This window comes from Lentzea nigeriaca, assembly GCF_016907955.1.
GTDB lineage: Bacteria > Actinomycetota > Actinomycetes > Mycobacteriales > Pseudonocardiaceae > Lentzea > Lentzea nigeriaca.
On record NZ_JAFBCX010000025.1, the window covers coordinates 1 to 17,506 of the forward strand.

The following is a 17,506-nucleotide window of genomic DNA, read 5'->3' on the forward strand; positions in this document are numbered from 1 at the left end:
TTCGTCACCGTCGTGGTGACCAGGCCGCCGACGATCGCGACAGCGACCGCCCAACAGAGATAGTCGCGCGGACGCTTCGGCGTGATCCGCTTCTTGTGTTCGGCCGGGAGTTCTCGCACCGGGTGACTCCGGGTCGTCGAGTCGGTTGTCTTGGTCGGCATCACTGCCCCAGTGGGACGGCCATCGCCGCGGTCTTGATGCCCAGGCCCTGGAAGCCCCAGCGGTCGAGTGCTTCGGCGTACTTGGGACTGTCGATGATGGACTGGACGGCCGCCTGGATCGCCGGGGTGAGCGCGGAACCCTTGGGCAGCGCGACGTTCACCGTGGCGGAGACGACTCGCTCGGGCAGGACCTCCAGTGCCTCGGGCTGTCGCTTGGCGGCCCATGAAAGCGAGGTGAAGTCGTACATGACCGCGTCGAGGCGCTTGGAGGCGAGCTGGGTCAGGGCGTCGTTGACGCTGGGCAGGGTCACTGCGGTGATGGCGGATTTGCCCTGGCTCGCACAGTCCTTGTCGTTGAGCTGCGGCAGCCACTTGAGTTCCGCCGTGGTACCGGACTGCACGCCGACGCGGCGTCCGCACAGCTCGTGGACGTTCAGCTTCTGCGGGTTGCCGCGGGGGACGGCGACGCCGGTGCCGTTCTGGAAGTAGTTGATCATGTCGAGCACCTTGAGCCGTTCCGCGGTGGCGCCCATGGTGGTCGCGGTGAAGTCGAACCTGTTGCCCTGCAGACCGGGGATGATGGTGTCGAACTTGACGTTGTCGATCTGCAGTTTGACCCCGAGCTTGGCCGCGATCAGCCGCGCCATGTCCGGGTTGAACCCGATCGGCGTCTTGTTGTCCGTCGCCATGAACGTGGTCGGTGGACTCGACAGGTCCATCGCCACCGAAATGGTGCCCTTTGCCTTCACCGCCTCCGGCAACAGCTTCACCGCCGCCGGATCCGGCTGCACGCCGGCCGAGATGTCATCGGTGTGCTCGACCAGATGGTCCGACCCGGCGGCGGGCTGGGTGGCGTCGACCGACCCGCACGCGACCAGCGCGACTGTCAGGGACGTCGCGCCGAACACAGCGCACAAAGCTTTCTTGACTCTCATTTTCGGCCGCTCCTTCATCAAGAGGGAAGAATTGTGCGCATGGGGGGCGCGCCGTGTGCCACGGCGGTGAGTGTGAGTTCCCCACGCCTGGGTGCAGAAAATCGTCCGGAAAACCGTCCGTAACCGGTGGGATCGGATGAGTTGCCGATCGGCTACTGGTTGTCAGGACGTTCTGGGGTGAACGGTGGCGGTGCTCATGGTCACCCTTCCGGTCGAGCGGGATGGGGTGACCTGACGCTAGGCGGCCTGCTACGGACTGTCAACGCCTCAGACAGGAAAAGTTTCAGGTTGGAACTGGAACGAAGGGTGGTATGGTCTGTTCAGCAGCCGGTCGCAGGTCTGGCGAAGGCGGAAGCACCGCCCGCGCTGATCGGCCTGTCGCGCCACGCAGACGATATTGGTCACGGGTTGTGAAGCTGTCGGGCACTTTTTATGTGCGGTGACGCCTGTGCAACTTCCCTGTTGAGCGGCCAGTCAAGAAAGAGAGAAACGCGAATGATCGACTTCGAGCCGAAATTCATCACGTTCGACATGCACGGGACGTTGATCCGCTGGCAGCTCGCGGCCATGACGCGCCAACGGCTCGCGGACGTCGTGCCGGCTGATCAGATGGACGACTTCATGAAGAGCTTCCAGTGGCAGCGTCTGGACGAAGTACTGGGGCCGTGGAAGCCCTTCCACGCCGTGATGCACGACTCGCTGCGAAAGACCCTGGCGCGCTTCGGCCTGCCGTACCGGGAGGCCGACGGCCAGGCGATCGTGGACGCGCTGCCGACGTGGGGCCCGTACCCCGAGGTGCCCGAGGCGCTGCGCGCTCTGGCGTCCCGCTATCCCCTCGTCATCCTGAGCAACGCGGACGACAGTCAGGTGATGAGCAACGTGGAGAAGCTCGGGGCGCCGTTCCACGCCGTCTTCACCGCTGAGCAGGCCCAGGCCTACAAGCCCCGGTACCACGCGTTCGAATACATGTTCAACCAGCTCGGGTGCGGGCCCAAGGACGTCCTGCACATCTCCGCCAGCCCGCGCTACGACCTGATGGTCTGCAACGACCTGGGTGTCACGCACAAGGTCCACGTCAACCGCGGGTTCGAGCCGAGCACCCCGGGCTACGACTACCACGAGGTCACGGCCCTGTCTCAGGTGCCGCCACTGCTCGGTATCTGAGCCGCGACTGATCGGGGAGGTCCCGGCGGCGGGGCCTCCCGGGAGCGGGACGATCATGCCTTCCTCATCTCGCGGCTGGTTCTCGCCAACCTGAAGCGGCTGGGCTGCGAACGGCCCAGACCATCCACAGTGGACACCTCGGTACGCGTCGCACCGGCAGTCGGCTGCAAAGCGTTCTGACAGCCCAACCCGAAGAGCCGCGCCCCGCCGAGGGGTGCGGCTCTTCGGTGTCAGGCTTCTTCCCCGGGGTCGAGCAGCTCGGCCAGGTGCAGGGCGCGGACACCCCGGCCGCCGGCCAGGTGGTCGATCTGGGTCGCGCAGCTGAACCCGTCGGCGATGACGACGGCATCGGGTTCCTCGTCGAGACGCGGCCGCAGCGACAGGTCCGCCACCGCCATCGAGGTGTCGTAGTGCTCGGCCTCGAAGCCGAAGTTGCCGGCGAGCCCGCAGCAGCCCTCCGCTTCGGTCACCTTCCGCACGCCGAGCCTGCGCAGCAGGTCCCGCGGGCGACGGGCGCCGAACGTCGCGTACTCGTGGCAGTGCGTCTGCAGCACCACCGAGTCCGGCACGTCCGCATGCCAGTCCGAAGTGGACAGATCGGTGAGTGCGCCGGTGAGGGTGTGCACGCGGACGGCGACCCGGCGGGCGGCGTCGGTGCCCAGCAGCTCGGGCACGTCCCGTTTCAACGCCGCCGCGCAGCTGGGCTCGGCCACGACGATCGGCAGGTCTCGTTCAGCAGTCGCTCCAGGGGCGTCATCGTCCCGACACTCCGGCAGCCACGGCCGCAGCCCACGCGTATGGGCGCTCGTCGAAGTCGAGGTGGCCGCTGCCGTCGTCGCCGTGCAGATGAACACCCTCGCCCTGGCGAAGGCACGGCGCCGGCGCCGTCACTTCAGGTAGTCCTTGAACTTGTAGTACGCGCCCGCGAAGGGGAGGAACCAGGGCGGTCCGAAGTGGCCGGGGATGCGCCGGAAGGCCAGCTCGCCCCACGGGTTGGCGGTCGGCGTGCCGTTCATGTAGTCCGCCATCTGCTTGCCCATGTGCGTGGCCATCTGCACGCCGTGGCCGGAGTAGCCGGCCGAGTAGTACAGCCCGTCCTGCTCGCCGGCGTGCACCATCCGGTCCATGCTCATGTCGACGAGGCCACCCCAGCAGTAGTCGACGTGCGCGCCGGCCAGTTGCGGGAAGACCTCGACCATCGCCTTCTCGAGAACCCGGCCGCTCTTCACGTCCGACTGCGGGCTGGACATGGCGAACCTGGCCCGTCCGCCGAACAGCAGCCGGTGGTCCGGGGTGATCCGGAAGTAGTGCAGCAGGTTCTTGGACGTCGAGGCCATCCGGCGGTGGGGCAGCAGCTCGTCGCAGACTTCCTCGCCCAGCGGTTCGGTGACGATGATGAAGCTGCCGACCGGCGCGAGCCTGACCTGGAGCCAGCGGAACGGCCGGCCGGTGTAGCCGCTGGTCGCCACGAGGACCTGGTCGGCCACGACGGTGCCGCGGGGCGTGACCAGCTCGTGCCGGGTTCCGCCCAGCCGACGGATCTGCCGGACCGGGGCCTTCTCGTGGATGCGGGCGCCTGCCCGCACGGCCGCCTCTGCGAGGCCCCTGACGAACTTGCCGACGTGCAGGCCCGCGCTGTGCTTGTCGACCATCGCGCCGTGGTAGATCTTCGAGCCGATCTCGGAACGGAGTTCGCCTGGCGGCACCAGGCGGGTCTCGTAGCCCAGGCTCCTCATCAGCTCGTCGGTCTTGCGCAGGCCGTCGAAGTGAGCGGGCTTGGCCGCCAGGACCATCTTGCCAGTGCGGGCGAAGTGGCAGTCGATGCCCTCGTCGGCGACGATCTTCTCGATGGTGTCGATGGCGTCGCCGTACACCGCGATGTACTTGGCCGCGGTCTCGAGTCCGTACCGGGCGACGGCGTCGCGGAAACCGATGCCCAGCCCCCCGGTGGCCATGCCGCCGTTGCGGCCTGACGCGCCCCATCCGACCGTCTCCTGCTCGAAGACCTGCACGTTGGCGCCCTTGCGAGCCAGGTGCAGCGCCGCGGACAGGCCGGTCAGCCCGGCGCCCACGATCGCCACGTCGACACGACCGCCGATCTCGGTGCCCGACCGGTCCGGTCCCTGCGGAGCGGTGTCGAGCCAGTAGGGGATGAACTTCATCGCTGTTCTCCTGCCATTGCGATCGGCCGGCGTGGTCCGCGGAGGTCGCGCCGTCCGACGAGTACCGGCGTACGTCGACGAGATCCCCAGGCGACATCTGCCCTGCTCGTCGGAGTTCTTTGCGGCTGGCAGACTCTATCACCATTTGTTCCAGTTCCAAACTGAAACCTTTGGTATGGTGGTGGTGTGACGATCAACCCGACCACGCGCGACTACAACAAAGCATCGGTCCTCGACGTCGTTCTCGCCCAGGCGCCCTTGACGCGCAACAAGCTCATCGAGCTGACGGGTCTGAGCAAGGCCACGGTGTCGAGGGCGGTGGAGGAGCTGCGAGCCGACGGCTTCGTCGTGGACCGCGGGGTCGACGCGATCGCCGGTCGTGGCCGGCCGTCCACCTACCTGGACATCCCCGGCACCACCGGGCACGTCGTCGGCGTGAGCTTCGGTGCGCAGACCACCGGTGTTCTCGCGACCGACCTGAGGGGACGCGAGATCCAGCACGTGATCGTCCCCACCGCGAACCACGAGGACGTCGGCAAGGCCGCCGCCTGGCTGGCCGGCTTGATCGCCGGCGCGAGTCAGCCCGCGGAAGGGCCGCTGCGCCAGGTCGTCGTGGCCGTGCCAGGACGGGTTCGCGAAGGTGGCGAGATCTTCGGCCCGGCGGAGTCGATGACCTACCTCGCCGGCTCCCGCCTGCAACGCGCGCTGGCGGACCTGGTCGGCGCTCCGGTGCTGCTCGACAGCGACGCGAACGCGTCTTTGCTGGGCATCCTCGCCGATGACGTCACGATCAGGAACGCCGCGCTCTTCAGCGTCAGCAGCCTGCTCAACTTCGCTTGCTGCACCGATCACGAGCTGGCTCGCGGAAGCACTCCCTCGTTCGGTGACGTCGGCGTGCTCTTCTCCGGGGTGCACGACAAGCCTCTCGAAGCGCTGCTGAGCACGGGAGGCCTCCTCGCGTTCGCGCGTGAGCAGGGGCTGGGGCTGGGACGCATCGACGACCTCTGGGTCGAGACGCACCACGACGAGGTGCGCGCGGCGGTGGTGGAGGCGTTCACCACGGCGTTGGTGACGGCTGTGACCACCGTCGTCGTGACCCTGGACCCGGAGTCGATCTTCTTCGTGGGCAGGCTGCGCACGCTGGTCGAGGAAGTCCTGCCCGAGGTGCGCAAACGCCTCGAGGAACGTCTTCCTGTCGTTCCGCGGGTCACCGTCGCCACGCAGGTGCTCGGGCTGTCGACCGCCCGTGGCGCGGTGTACTCGTGCCTGACGCTGGCTCAGGCCCGACTGCGGGAGGCTCTGCTCGACGCACGTCGTCAAGCGCCGCGTACGGAGCAGCAGCCCGCGCCCGCGTTCTGAGCCGCCCGTGAGCTCGTCCTCTGCAGGGGGCGAGCTCACGGCTTAAAAGTTTCAGTTTGGAACTGGAACGAAAAATGGTACGGTGAGATCACGAGCGGAGGAGACTCCGGCGGAACCAGATGGAAAGTGACGGCCGATGACTTCGACACTGAGCCGGGCGATCGCCAACTACCCGAACCGCTTCGACCCGGCCGTGCTGGACGCGCTCCCCGGCCGTCTCCAGGACACGATCCGGCGCCGGACCGAGGTACTGGGACCCGGCTACACCCTCATCTACCGCACACCGGTCGAGTTCGTCTCCGGTCACGGCGCTCACCTGATCGACCGCGACGGCAACGACTACCTCGACGCCTACAACAACGTGCCGTGCGTCGGGCACGCGCACCCGCACGTGGTGGAGGCCGTCACCCGGCAGATGTCGGCGGTCAACATCAACACGCGCTACGTCCAGGACTCGCTGGTGGACTACGCGGAACGGCTGCTCGCGACCTTTCCCGCGGAGTTGTCGAAGCTGAGCGTGGCGTGCAGCGGCTCGGAGGCCAACGACCTCGCGATGCGCGTGGCCAGGTTCCACACCGGTGGCGAGGGCATCATCGTGACTCGCTGGGCCTACCACGGCATCACGCGTGAGGTCGCGAGCTTCTCGCCGACTCTGGGCTCTGGATCGCCGCTGGGGCCGAACGTCAGGCTGATCGACCCGCCCGACCCGCGGCTCGTCGCGGCGGGGTCGACGCTGGCCGACCACATGCGTGCGCAGGTGCGTGGCGCGATCGACGACCTGGAGCGTCACGGTTACCGGCTCGCCGCCCTGGTCACGGACGGCGCGTACAGCAGCGACGGGATCTTCACCGACCCGGTCGGCTACTTGCAGGCCGTGGTCGAGGAGGTGCACGCAGCCGGCGGTGTCTACATCGCCGACGAGGTGCAGTCCGGGTTCGCCAGGCTCGGGGAGTCCATGTGGGGCTTCGCGCGCCACGGTGTGGTGCCGGACATCGTGACCATGGGCAAGCCGATGGGCAACGGGCTGCCGGTCTCCGGTGTGGTCTTCCGCCCGGAGGTCTCCGACGAGTTCGGGCGGAGTGTGCGGTACTTCAACACCTTCGGTGGCAGCTCGATCCCCGTGGCGGCGGCGGCCGCGGTGCTGGACGTCTTCGAGCAGGAGAACGTGCAGCAGCGCGTTCTCGAAAACGGCAGGGCTCTGCGCACCGGGCTCGAAGAGATCACGCGGGAGTCGCCGTACGTCGCCGAAGTCCGGGGCAACGGTCTCTACGTCGGGATCGAGCTCGTGAAGGACCGGGAGACGCTGGAACCCGACCGCGCGCTCGCCGAGGACGTCATCAACGACCTGCGTGACCGGCGCGTGCTCATCAGTGGCACCGCGCGCGGGGCGAACGTGCTGAAGATCCGCCCTCCGCTGGCCTTCGACGCCGCTGACGTGACCCGGTTCCTGGAGACCTTCGCCCAGGTCGCGCAGGACCGGCTGTAGCGGCCGACCGGAGGGAGCACCATGACCATCTCACCGCCCGGCAGGCGCCTCATGGTCGAAAGCGGACTGGCGTCGGCCCACGAGCCCGTCGACGTGACGCTGGTGGAGACACTCCTCGACCAGCACTACCGGCTGCGCGGGCGGCTCGACCGGCTCGCGACGGAGAAGGACGACACGTTCCGCCTCACGACCGGCTCCGGTGACCACCTCGTGAAGGTGTCGCCGCCGGGGGAGAACGAGAGCGTCGTCGACCTGCAGACCGCCGCGATGCGCTTTCTGGAGGACACCGCTCCCGCGTTGCCCGTCCAGCGCGTGCGGCTGACCGTCGACGGGAACGACAGCGTGGTCGTCGGCGGGGACGACCGCGGAACACGAATCCTGCGGGTGTTCGGCTACGTCAGCGGCCCGGTCTGGGCCGGGGCGAACCGGGACGCGCGGCAGCTCGCCGGGGCGGGCGAGATGCTGGGCCGCGTCGACGTGGCACTCGCGGGATTCGCACACCCCGCAGACCGGCGGGGGCTGGCGTGGGACCTCAAGCACTTCCACCACCTGACCGGGCTGGTCACGCACACGCCGGACGCCGGGCAGCGCCGGCTGGCGGGCGAAGTCTCCCGGCTGTTCGGCGAGATCGTCGTACCGCGCCTGAACGGCCTGGAAACACAGGTGATCCACGGTGACTACAGCCCGTACAACGTGGTCGTCGACCCGCACGGCGAGCCGTTCGTGACCGGCGTCATCGACTTCGGTGACACGGTGCGCAGCGCCCTGATCTTCGACCCGGCCGTGCCCATGGCCAATCTGCTCGGCCGCGGCCAGGAGAACCCCTGGCAGGACGCCTGCGCCTTCCTGCAGGGCTACGAGCGCGTCCGGCCGGTGGAGGACTCGGAACTCGCACTCCTACCCGTCGCCGCGCTGGCCCGACTCACGCTGCGCGCGCTGATCACGAATTGGCGCGCGCAGCGTGTCCCACAACGGCGCGGCTACCTCCTGGCCCACGCCAAAGACGACTGGAGCAACGTCGAGCGGGCGCTCGCCGTGCCCCTCGACGAGGTCGTCGCCCAACTCCGCTGAAGCCGAACTGCGCTGAAGCCGAACTGCGAGGAACGACACATGAGCCCGACTGTGATCAAGGACGTCCCCAAGCAGCTGTTCATCGCCGGTGCCTGGCAGAACGCGGAGTCCGGCCGCACCCTGGCCGTCGACGACCCGGCCACCGGCGAAGAGCTGTGCCTGGTCGCCGACGCCTCTCCCGCCGACGGCAGGCGCGCCGTCGAAGCGGCGGTCGCGGCCCAGCCGAGCTGGGCCGCGACCCCGCCCCGCGTCCGCAGCGAGATCCTTCGCCGTGCCTACGACATCATCGTGTCCCGCACCGAGGAACTCGCTCTGCTGATGACCCTGGAGATGGGCAAACCTCTCGACCAGGCGCGCGGTGAGGTCGCCTACGCCGCCGAGTTCTTCCGCTGGTTCTCCGAAGAGGCCGTCCGCGTCGACGGAGGCATGACGACCGCCCCGGACGGCAAGAACCGCCTGATGGTGCTGCGTCAGCCCGTCGGTCCTTGCCTGTTGATCACCCCGTGGAACTTCCCGCTGGCCATGGGCACGCGCAAGATCGGTCCCGCGGTCGCCGCCGGCTGCACCATGGTTCTCAAGCCGGCTCCGCAGACCCCGCTGTCCACCCTCGCGCTCGCCGCGATCCTCACCGAGGCCGGGCTGCCCGACGGCGTGCTCAACGTGGTCGTCACCTCGGACGCGGCCGGGGTCGTCGAGCCTCTGCTGCGCGGCGGGCAGATCCGCAAGCTCTCGTTCACCGGTTCCACCCAGGTCGGCAAGATCCTGCTGGCCCAGTGCGCCGACAAGGTCGTGCGCGCGTCCATGGAACTGGGCGGCAACGCACCCGTGATCGTCTTCGACGACGCCGACCTGGACGTCGCGGTCGAAGGCACGATGCTGGCGAAGATGCGCAACATGGGCGAGGCGTGCACCGCCGCCAACCGGATCTTCGTCCACAGCTCGCTCGCGGAGGAGTTCGCAGCCCGCTTGGCTGACCGCATGGAAGCCCTCACCGTCGGCGTGGGCACCGAACCGGGCATCGACGTCGGCCCCCTCATCGACGACACGGGCCGCGGCAAGGTCCACCAGCTCGTGCTCGACGCCGTACAGCACGGCGCCAAGCTCGTCACGGGCGGCGAACTGCCGGACGGCCCCGGCTGCTTCTACCCGCCGACCGTGCTGACCGGAATCACCGCCGAGGCCGCCATCGTGCAGACGGAGATCTTCGGTCCGGTAGCGGCGCTGCGCACCTTCGACGACGAGGACGAGGTCGTCGCCGCCGCCAACGCCACGGACTGGGGTCTCGTCAGCTACGTGTTCACCCGCGATCTCGACCGCGCGCTGCGCGTGAGCGAGCGGCTGGAGAGCGGCATGGTCGGCCTCAACACCGGTCTCGTCTCCAACCCCGCCGCGCCGTTCGGCGGTGTGAAGCAGTCCGGCCTCGGCAGGGAAGGCGGACGGGCCGGCATGGACGGCTTCCTGGAGTACAAGTACATCGCTATCCCCACGGGGAACTGACACCGAGCCTGGGTATTGCCCCGAGGTGAATCCGCCGGCGATCGCTTCGAGCTCCGCAGAAGGGGCGCTCGGAGCGGTCGCCACACACCGTCACCAACGTGTTGGCCAAGTACATCTAGTTGACGAGCCAAGGGTTTCCCTCAGGACACCTCAGCCGATGCCGGGGGAGGTGTGCGGCGCAGCAGGAGAACGACGAACCCGAGAACTCCACGGTAGCCGCCCAGCCAGCTGGTGCGGTGGGCCGCTGACGTCTGAAGGGCGAGGTCGCTGCTGGGGTGTTCGGGATTGTCGAGAGCCCACCGGGCGAGGGTGCCGGTCCAGCACCATTCGTACTCGTCCCACTCCGCGATGGTGCTGATGTATCCGTAGACCGGTGTCCATCCGTCGGCGACGACTTGGGCCACGGTCGTCGGGAGATCCGCGTACTTCTGCGGACCGTCCTCCAGTTCCGCTCGGACGGCAGCGTCGGGCTCGCGTTCCCAGAAGCAGTCGCCGAGCAGGAGCATCCCGTCTTCGGCGAGATGCTCGCGAGCGGCGTTCAACGTGGGGAGCAGCCCGCCGAACGCGTAGGCGGCTCCCACGCTGAGCACCAAGTCCGCTTTCCTGGTCGACCGGTACTCGGTGACGTCCTGACGGAGCAGTTCGAGCCGATCTTCCAGACCGAGCCGGGCGGCCTCGTTGAGGACGCGGTCGAAGCCTTCACCCGAGATGTCGACTCCGACAGCCGTCACGCCGCCGTGCGCCTGTAGCGCGCGTAGCAACCAGGCGCCCTCGCCGCAGCCCAGATCGAGCAGGTGATCGTCCTGCCCGCGGATGGCCCGGTGGAGCAGGTGCTCCACCGTGCTGTCGCTCAGTGGAGCCGAAATCGGATGGTCTGTGTGCGCGATAGCGCTGAGTTCGCGTCGGTCCACCAGCGCTGTCTAGCAGAATCCAGATCTTGTGTCGCAGGTATTTGGTGTTCTCCGTACACCACCGAAGCCTTCGCCATGTCCTCGATGTTCTGGGCCAGTTGTGCTGACGTTGCAGCAAGTTGATCGCGACGTGGACGTCGTTGCGGCGGCACTGGCGGCGGCCCGGCGCCCGGCGGCATGTTCGTCGCGTGCGGTATCGGCATCACCGCGATCCTGGTGTACGCGGGCCGCAGCCTGGGCACCATGGCGTTCCGTGACGAACTGATCGCGTTCGGCACCGCTCGGGTGCGGCTCGTCCCGGAGGACACGGACGGCAGGCCCGATCTCGCTGAACTGCCGGCGGAGGTCATGACGAGCGATCGTCCAGCTCGGTCATGTACCCGTGCGTCGTCCGACCACCTCGTCCTCGACCTGTGACATCGGCTGTCACGTGGCATGTTTTAAGGTAGCCCTAACCTAACCGAACGGCTGGGCGGGAAGAGGGCGAGATGCGTGGGTCTTGGCGGGTGACGGCGGCAGCGGTCGCCGTCGCGGTGACGATGGCCGGGTGCGGCAGCAGCTCGGGCAGCGGTGACGCGCTGACGCTGTACAACGCCCAGCACGAGGACCTGATCAAGGCCATGGTGGAGGGATTCACGAAGGAGACCGGGATCAAGGTCAACCTGCGGTCCGGCAAGGACTTCGAGCTGGCCAACCAGATCGTCCAGGAGGGCGACGCCTCACCGGCCGACGTGTTCGTCACCGAGAACTCGCCCGCGATGAGCCTGGTGGACAGCAAGGGCCGGTTCACGAAGGTCGACGACGCCACGCTCGCGCAGGTGCCGAGCCAGTACTCGCCGTCGAGCGGCAACTGGGTGGGCTTCGCGGCACGCTCCACTGTGTTCGCGTACAACAGCAAGCAGCTCACCGGGGACCAGCTGCCGAAGTCCATCATGGACATCCAGGATCCGCGGTGGGAGGGCAAGATCGGCGTCGCCGCGGCGGGCGCGGACTTCCAGGCGATCGTCAGCGCGGTGCTGGAGACGACCGGTGAGGACGCCACGAAGCAGTGGCTCGCGGCGCTGAAGAAGAACGCGAAGATCTACCCCGGCAACATCGCCGTGATGAAGGCGGTCAACTCCGGCGAGATCCAGGCCGGCGTGATCTACCACTACTACTGGTACAAGGACCGCGCCGAGTCAGGTGCGAACAGCAAGGACACGGAGCTGAAGTTCTTCGCCGACAGCGACCCCGGGGCGTTCCTCAGCGTCAGCGGGGCGGGTGTGGTCAAGGCGAGCAAGAAGCAGGCAGAGGCCCAGAAGCTGGTGAAGTACCTGACGAGCAGGAATGGTCAGCAGATCCTGAGCGACAGCAAGGCGCTCGAGTACAGCATCGCCAAGGACGCCACACCCAACAGCAAGCTCAAGCCGCTGAGCGAACTGAAGCCCCCGGCGATCGATGTGGCGAAGCTCAACGGCCCCAAGGTCGTCGAGCTGATGCAACAGGCCGGCCTGATCTAGGTGGCGCTCACGCGGATCTCGCGGCGTCACAGCCCGCTGCCGGTGCTGGTGACCGCGGCTGTGGTGGCCGCGGTCGCCTTGCTGCCGCTGGGGTTCGTCGTGTGGGCCACGATCAGCACCGGCTGGGTGGAGGCCGAAAAGCTGATCTTCCGGCCGCGCACGGGAGAGCTGCTGTGGAACACCTCCCGGCTGACCGCCGGGGCGGTGACGTTGTGCGCGGTGATCGGCACGGCGACCGCGTGGCTGGTGGAGCGGTCCGCGCTCCCCGGCCGCCGGCTGTGGCACGTGTTGCTCGCGGCGCCACTGGCCGTGCCCGCGTTCGTGAACAGCTACGCGTGGGTGTCGATCATCCCGTCGGCGACCGGGTACGGCGGGGCGCTGCTCGTCGTGACGCTGTCCTACTTCCCGTTCGTGCACCTGCCCGTGTCGGCGGCGTTGCGCGGTCTCGATCCCGCGCTGGAGGAGACCGCGCACGCCCTGGGCCTGGCGCGCCGGCGGACGTTCGGGCGGGTCGTGCTGCCGCAGCTGCGGCCGGCGTTGCTCGGTGGCGCGCTGCTCGTCGCCCTGCACCTGCTCGCGGAGTTCGGCGCGCTGCAGATGCTGCGGTTCCCGACCTTCACGACCGCGATCTACGACCAGTACCAGTCCACGTACAACGGCCCGGCGGCGAACATGCTCGCCGTCGTGCTCGTGCTGTGCTGCCTGCTCCTGCTGACCGGTGAGCTCCGGGGCCGGGGGAGGGCCCGGCTGTCCCGGCTGGGTACCGGCGTGGCACGTCCGGCGACACGGGTGCGGCTCGGCGGCGCCACCGCCCCGATCCTGCTCGGACTCGGCTCGCTGGTCGCGCTGGCGGTCGCCGTTCCGGTGGGCAGCCTCGTCTTCTGGCTGGTCACCGGCAGCTCGGCGGAGTTCGACGCAGGCCAGCTCGCGACGACCACGGTCACCTCCCTGACGCTCGGCGCGCTCGGAGCGGTGTGCACGGTGGTGCTGGCGATGCCGGTGGCGTGGCTCGCGGTCCGGCACCGCGGCTGGCTGAGCACGATGCTGGAGCGCAGCACGTACTTCGGCAACGCCCTGCCCGGCATCGTGGTCGCGCTGGCGCTGGTCACCATCGGCATCCGCGTGGTGCCGGATCTGTACCAGACCACGGTGCTCCTGGTCGTCGCCTACGCGATCCTGTTCCTGCCCCGCGCGGTCGTGAACGTCCGCTCGGCGCTCGCCCAGGCGCCGCCCGTCCTCGACGACGTGGCGCACAGCCTCGGCACCTCGCGGCCGGAGACGTTCCGGCGGGTCGTGCTGCCGCTGATCGCGCCCGGACTGGGCGCGGGCGCCGCGCTGGTGTTCATCGCCGTGGTCACCGAGCTCACCGCCACGCTGCTGCTGGCGCCCATCGGCACCACGACACTCGCCACCCAGTTCTGGAGCAACAGCGACAGCGCGGCCTACGGAGCCGCCGCGCCCTACGCGACGCTGATGGTGCTGCTGTCAGCTCCGGCCACGTACCTGCTGACTCGCGAAGCCAGGAGAGGAACCGCGGCATGACGTCGCTCATGATCCGAGGGGTCACCAAGTCGTTCGGCGCCACCGAGGTGCTCGGCGGAGTCGATCTGCACGTCCCCGCGGAACGGCTGACCGCGGTGCTCGGCCCGTCCGGGTGCGGCAAGACGACGCTGCTGCGCCTGATCGCCGGGTTCGACGACCCCGACGGCGGGTCCATCGCCTTCGGCGACGAGATCGTGTTCGGCGCGGGACGGTCCGTTCCGCCGCAACGCAGGCGCGTCGGCTACGTGCCGCAGGAGGGTGCGCTGTTCCCGCACCTCACGGTCAGCGACAACATCACGTTCGGGCTGCCGAAGCGGGCCCGCCGCGACCGGCACCGCGTGCCGGAGCTGCTGGAGCTCGTCGGCCTGGACGTCCGGGTGGTGGACCGGTACCCGCACCAGCTCTCGGGCGGTCAGCAGCAACGTGTCGCGCTGGCCAGGGCGCTCGCCCCCGAACCGTCGGTGGTGCTGCTGGACGAGCCGTTCTCGTCGCTGGACGCGGGACTGCGCGAGGCGACCGGACGCGCGGTGGCCTCAGCACTGCGCGCCACCTCGGCCACGGCCGTGCTGGTGACCCACGACCAGGCGGAGGCGTTGTCCCTGGCGGACCAGGTCGCGGTGATGCGGGCGGGTCGGCTCGTGCAGCTCGCCGCTCCGGCCACCATCTACGGCAGCCCGCTCGACGCGGGCGTGGCTCGGTTCGTCGGTGACGCCGTTCTGCTGCCGGGAGAGGTACGCGCCGGCCGCGCGCACTGCGCCCTGGGCACGTTCGAGGTGCGGACGAGCGAGTTCGACGGACCGGCGGACGTCCTGATCAGGCCGGAGCAGATCCACCTGCATCACAACGGATCCGGTGTGGCCGCTCGGGTCGACGAGGTCAGCTTCTACGGTCACGACGCCTCGGTCCGGCTGGTCCTGCTGCCGGACGGGCCTCAGGTGACGGCCCGCATCACCGGTGAGAGCACACTGCCGGAGCCTGGTGCGCGAGTGGGCCTGGTCGTCTCCGGAGACGCGCTCGCCTATCCCGCATGAACGCGCGGACGTAACCCTCGCCGCGTTGTGCCACCCGCCACAACAGGGTGCCGCCCGCCAGGCAGGCGAGCAGGACCGGCACGTACGGCACCCCGAGGTCGACCAGCGGCAGGTAGATCGCCCAGTGCGACAGGTAGATGTACAGCGACGCGCTCGCGATGACGGCGACGACCCGCAGCACCGCGCGGGGCGCCACCACGCGAGGCACGAAGAGCAGCAACAGGAACCCGCACATGATCACGGCTTCGCGCACCGGGTCGTCGAAGTAGCCCGGGATCACAGCGAGGGCGAGGGCGGCGGTCAGCAAGCGCTGCCTGGTCGTGGCCGAGCGGTGTGCGAGCCAGCCCAGCGCGAAGAACCATGCGACTCCGTGCGTGCTCAGCGCCCGCTCGGGAAACTCGGCGGTGTCGTGCGCGAAGAGGTGCGCGACCAGGGCCACCAGCACGGCACCCAGCGCGAAGGCGAAGCGGTGGCGGCGTTCCGCGCGGCGCACCGCCGGGATCAGGAACAGCGCGCCGAGCAGGAGCAGCAGCTGCACGAGCACCTCGACGTACCAGTACCCCCAGGTGCCGTGGTGCAGGTAGTTGTTGACCAGCAACACGTTCGAGGTCACCACGTCGTCCCGCACGGCCGACCGCCAGCTGATCCACGCGACCGCGGGCACGGCGATGCGCGCGGCACTACGCAGGACCGCACCACCCGCGTCCACACTGGACAGTCCGAACCGGGCGAAGCTCCATCCGGCGATGGCCAGCAGCAGATGCGCGCCGCCAAGGACGTGGTAGACCCCGATGTGCGACCCGACGATGAGCACGATCGCCAAGGCGCGCAACAGGATGTTCGTCTCGACGGTCGGCGCGCCCCCTCTGCCGGTGGTCGCCTCGAGGTCGCTGATCGCGGTGGTGTGCCAGTTCGCCGGCAGCTCACCGAGCAGCCGTTCGAGCCGGATCGACATCTGCACGTACGACATCGAGTCACCGCCGAGCGACACGAACGTCGCATCGTCCTCGACATCCGCGAGGTGCAGTACTTCGCAGAACAGCGCGCGCACTGACTGCTCGCGGGGCTGTGTGTCGCTTGCGACGGGAATTCCGGTGTAGTCGAGCTTTCCGTTGAACAGGCGTGGCAGCTCAGCGAGTTCGACGACGCGCACGCCCGATGCGGGCAGACCGGACACCCGCACGACGAGCTCCCGCACCCGGTCAGGCTGCGCCGTCGTGGCGACCAGCAGGCCCTGGTCGTCACCGGTGCAGGCGACCTCGTGCCCGTGACTGCCCAGGATCCGCTCGATCCGGTCGAGGTCGACCCGCAGCCCGAACGGCTTGACGAACCGGCTGGTGCGCCCCACCACCTCGTAGAGCCCGTCCGAAGCCCGCCGCACGACGTCACCGGTCTCCAGCTCCTGCACAACGCGCCCCAGTGCGAGATCTGCCGGGCCGGTCGCGTAGCCGAGCATGACGTTGGCCCCGCGGTAGACCAGCTCACCCTCGTCCCCGCCACCTCGGATCGCGAACTCGCCGCCGGGCACGGGCCGCCCGATCGCCGACGGCCGGGTGGCCGCCAGCTCCGGTGGCAGGTAGGCCATCCTCGCAGTCGCTTCGGTCTGCCCGTACATCACGAAGAGCCGCCAGCCCCGCTGCTGACCAAGCCGCGCGTACCGCCGCACGTGCTCGGGCGCGAGCCGCCCTCCCGCCTGCGTGACGTAGCGCAGCGACGGCAGCTCCGGCAGACCGACGCGATCAATCAGCTCGAACGTGTGCGGCACACCGTGCAGACTCGTCGCGCCCACCGCACGGGCCAGCGTCCAGAACTCCGGCTCGACCACCGATCGGTCGGACAGCGCCACGGCCGCGCCGCGGGACAGGTTGCTGTTGAGGATGGACAAGCCGTAGCAGTAGTGCAGCGGCAAGGAAAGCAGCGCGCGATCGGTGTCGCGGATGTCCAGGTACTCGGCGATAGCCTCTGCGTTGGAGGCCACGTTCTCCGCGGACAGTCGCACCAGCTTCGGCGACCCCGTCGACCCGGAGGTCGACAACAACAGCGCCAGCTCCTCGTGCAGGTCGTGCGCCGTACCGGACCGGCGCTGCACCACCCTGCCACCACGACACACGACGTCAGGGTCGTAGGCGGCGGTCAGCGTCTCGACGTGCTCGGCGCCCGCCAGCAGCACCGGATGGCCACCCCGCAGTGCCGCGAGGTACGCCACCACAGAGTCGACATCGTTCGTGGCCGCGAGCAGTACCAGGCGGCGTTCATCTCCCAGCACGCCCGCGACCTGTGCGACCCGGTCGTCGAGCTCGCGGTAGCTGAGCTGGGCACCGCCAGGAGAGATCAACGCGGCCCGGTCGCCGTGCGCGGACAGATCGGAGGCGAACGAGACACGCGTACGTTCCTGCAACACTGCGACCTCCAACCGGCGGGCGACGAACCACGGCCGGAGGAGAATATGCATAGGCTACCCAAACTGAAAGATAGCCTGACCTAAGTACGTGTGTGACGGTCGTAACCATGGCACAGTCCGGATGCTGGGCGCGCTCTCGTTCACCATCCCTGCCGCGGTCCGCCACGCAACGATGGCAAGGGTGGTCCGCGTGGTGGAGGCAGGCGGGAACACCCGGCAGGTACCAGTGGAACTCGGCACCCAGAGCTGTGCCTACGCGGCGGTTCGAATGGACTCGACGGTACGGA

At 68.8% G+C, this 17,506-nt stretch carries 14 protein-coding genes; 9 read left to right on the plus strand and 5 right to left on the minus strand.

The window, feature by feature from the left end; all coding sequences use genetic code 11:
- Positions 1-160: 160 nt before the first annotated feature.
- Entirely contained in the window at positions 161-1,096 is a 936-nt protein-coding gene (locus JOD27_RS41600; RefSeq protein ID WP_204767893.1) for an ABC transporter substrate-binding protein, read from the minus strand.
- 495 nt (positions 1,097-1,591) lie between these two features.
- Between JOD27_RS41600 and JOD27_RS41605 the strand changes: the two genes are divergently transcribed.
- Positions 1,592-2,260, plus strand: a complete 669-nt coding sequence (locus JOD27_RS41605) for a haloacid dehalogenase type II (RefSeq protein ID WP_204767894.1) — start codon at positions 1,592-1,594, stop codon at positions 2,258-2,260.
- A gap of 230 nt (positions 2,261-2,490) precedes the next feature.
- On the opposite strand, the gene JOD27_RS41610 is transcribed toward JOD27_RS41605, so the two are convergent.
- Both JOD27_RS41610 and JOD27_RS41615 read right to left on the minus strand, forming a co-directional pair.
- The gene (locus tag JOD27_RS41610) at positions 2,491-2,973 is read right to left on the minus strand and encodes a (Fe-S)-binding protein (RefSeq protein ID WP_204767895.1); all 483 of its coding nucleotides are present in this window, start codon (positions 2,971-2,973) and stop codon (positions 2,491-2,493) included.
- Between the two features lie 174 nt (positions 2,974-3,147).
- Positions 3,148-4,422: an NAD(P)/FAD-dependent oxidoreductase gene (locus JOD27_RS41615; protein ID WP_204767896.1), complete on the minus strand. Its 1,275-nt coding sequence runs from the start codon at positions 4,420-4,422 to the stop codon at positions 3,148-3,150.
- Positions 4,423-4,608: 186 nt separating this feature from the next.
- On the opposite strand from JOD27_RS41615, the gene JOD27_RS41620 reads away from it, so the two are divergent.
- From JOD27_RS41620 to JOD27_RS41635, 4 genes are all read left to right on the plus strand, one after another.
- The gene (locus JOD27_RS41620; RefSeq protein ID WP_204767897.1) at positions 4,609-5,781 is read left to right on the plus strand and encodes an ROK family transcriptional regulator; all 1,173 of its coding nucleotides are present in this window, start codon (positions 4,609-4,611) and stop codon (positions 5,779-5,781) included.
- Positions 5,782-5,917: 136 nt separating this feature from the next.
- Entirely contained in the window at positions 5,918-7,267 is a 1,350-nt protein-coding gene (locus tag JOD27_RS41625) for an aspartate aminotransferase family protein (RefSeq protein ID WP_204767898.1), read from the plus strand.
- Between the two features lie 21 nt (positions 7,268-7,288).
- A complete protein-coding gene (locus tag JOD27_RS41630; protein WP_204767899.1) occupies positions 7,289-8,338 on the plus strand; it encodes a phosphotransferase in 1,050 nt (349 codons plus the stop codon).
- Positions 8,339-8,377: 39 nt separating this feature from the next.
- Complete coding sequence (locus JOD27_RS41635) at positions 8,378-9,835, plus strand: NAD-dependent succinate-semialdehyde dehydrogenase (protein ID WP_204767900.1); 1,458 nt, start codon at positions 8,378-8,380, stop codon at positions 9,833-9,835.
- Positions 9,836-9,975: 140 nt separating this feature from the next.
- Here JOD27_RS41635 and JOD27_RS41640 read toward each other — a convergent pair whose 3' ends face one another.
- Positions 9,976-10,674, minus strand: coding sequence for an SAM-dependent methyltransferase (locus JOD27_RS41640; protein ID WP_204767901.1), 699 nt, complete (start codon positions 10,672-10,674; stop codon positions 9,976-9,978).
- Positions 10,675-10,923: 249 nt separating this feature from the next.
- Between JOD27_RS41640 and JOD27_RS41645 the strand changes: the two genes are divergently transcribed.
- The 4 genes from JOD27_RS41645 (at position 10,924) to JOD27_RS41660 (ending at position 14,818) form a co-directional block, all read left to right on the plus strand.
- Positions 10,924-11,163 carry a ferredoxin reductase domain-containing protein gene (locus tag JOD27_RS41645; RefSeq protein WP_204767902.1) on the plus strand — a complete coding sequence of 80 codons (240 nt, stop codon included), beginning with the start codon at positions 10,924-10,926 and terminating at the stop codon, positions 11,161-11,163.
- Between the two features lie 71 nt (positions 11,164-11,234).
- Positions 11,235-12,245 carry an iron ABC transporter substrate-binding protein gene (locus JOD27_RS41650; protein WP_204767903.1) on the plus strand — a complete coding sequence of 337 codons (1,011 nt, stop codon included), beginning with the start codon at positions 11,235-11,237 and terminating at the stop codon, positions 12,243-12,245.
- A complete protein-coding gene (locus JOD27_RS41655; protein WP_204767904.1) occupies positions 12,246-13,787 on the plus strand; it encodes an ABC transporter permease in 1,542 nt (513 codons plus the stop codon).
- On the plus strand, positions 13,784-14,818 hold the full coding sequence (locus JOD27_RS41660; RefSeq protein WP_204767905.1) for an ABC transporter ATP-binding protein: 1,035 nt from the start codon (positions 13,784-13,786) through the stop codon (positions 14,816-14,818). The genes JOD27_RS41655 and JOD27_RS41660 overlap by 4 nt, the downstream gene beginning before the upstream one ends.
- Here the strand turns inward: JOD27_RS41660 and JOD27_RS41665 are convergent.
- Positions 14,736-17,219, minus strand: coding sequence for an AMP-binding protein (locus JOD27_RS41665; RefSeq protein ID WP_307830625.1), 2,484 nt, complete (start codon positions 17,217-17,219; stop codon positions 14,736-14,738). The two genes, JOD27_RS41660 and JOD27_RS41665, sit on opposite strands and share 83 nt — an antisense overlap.
- Between the last annotated feature and the right edge of the window lie 287 nt (positions 17,220-17,506).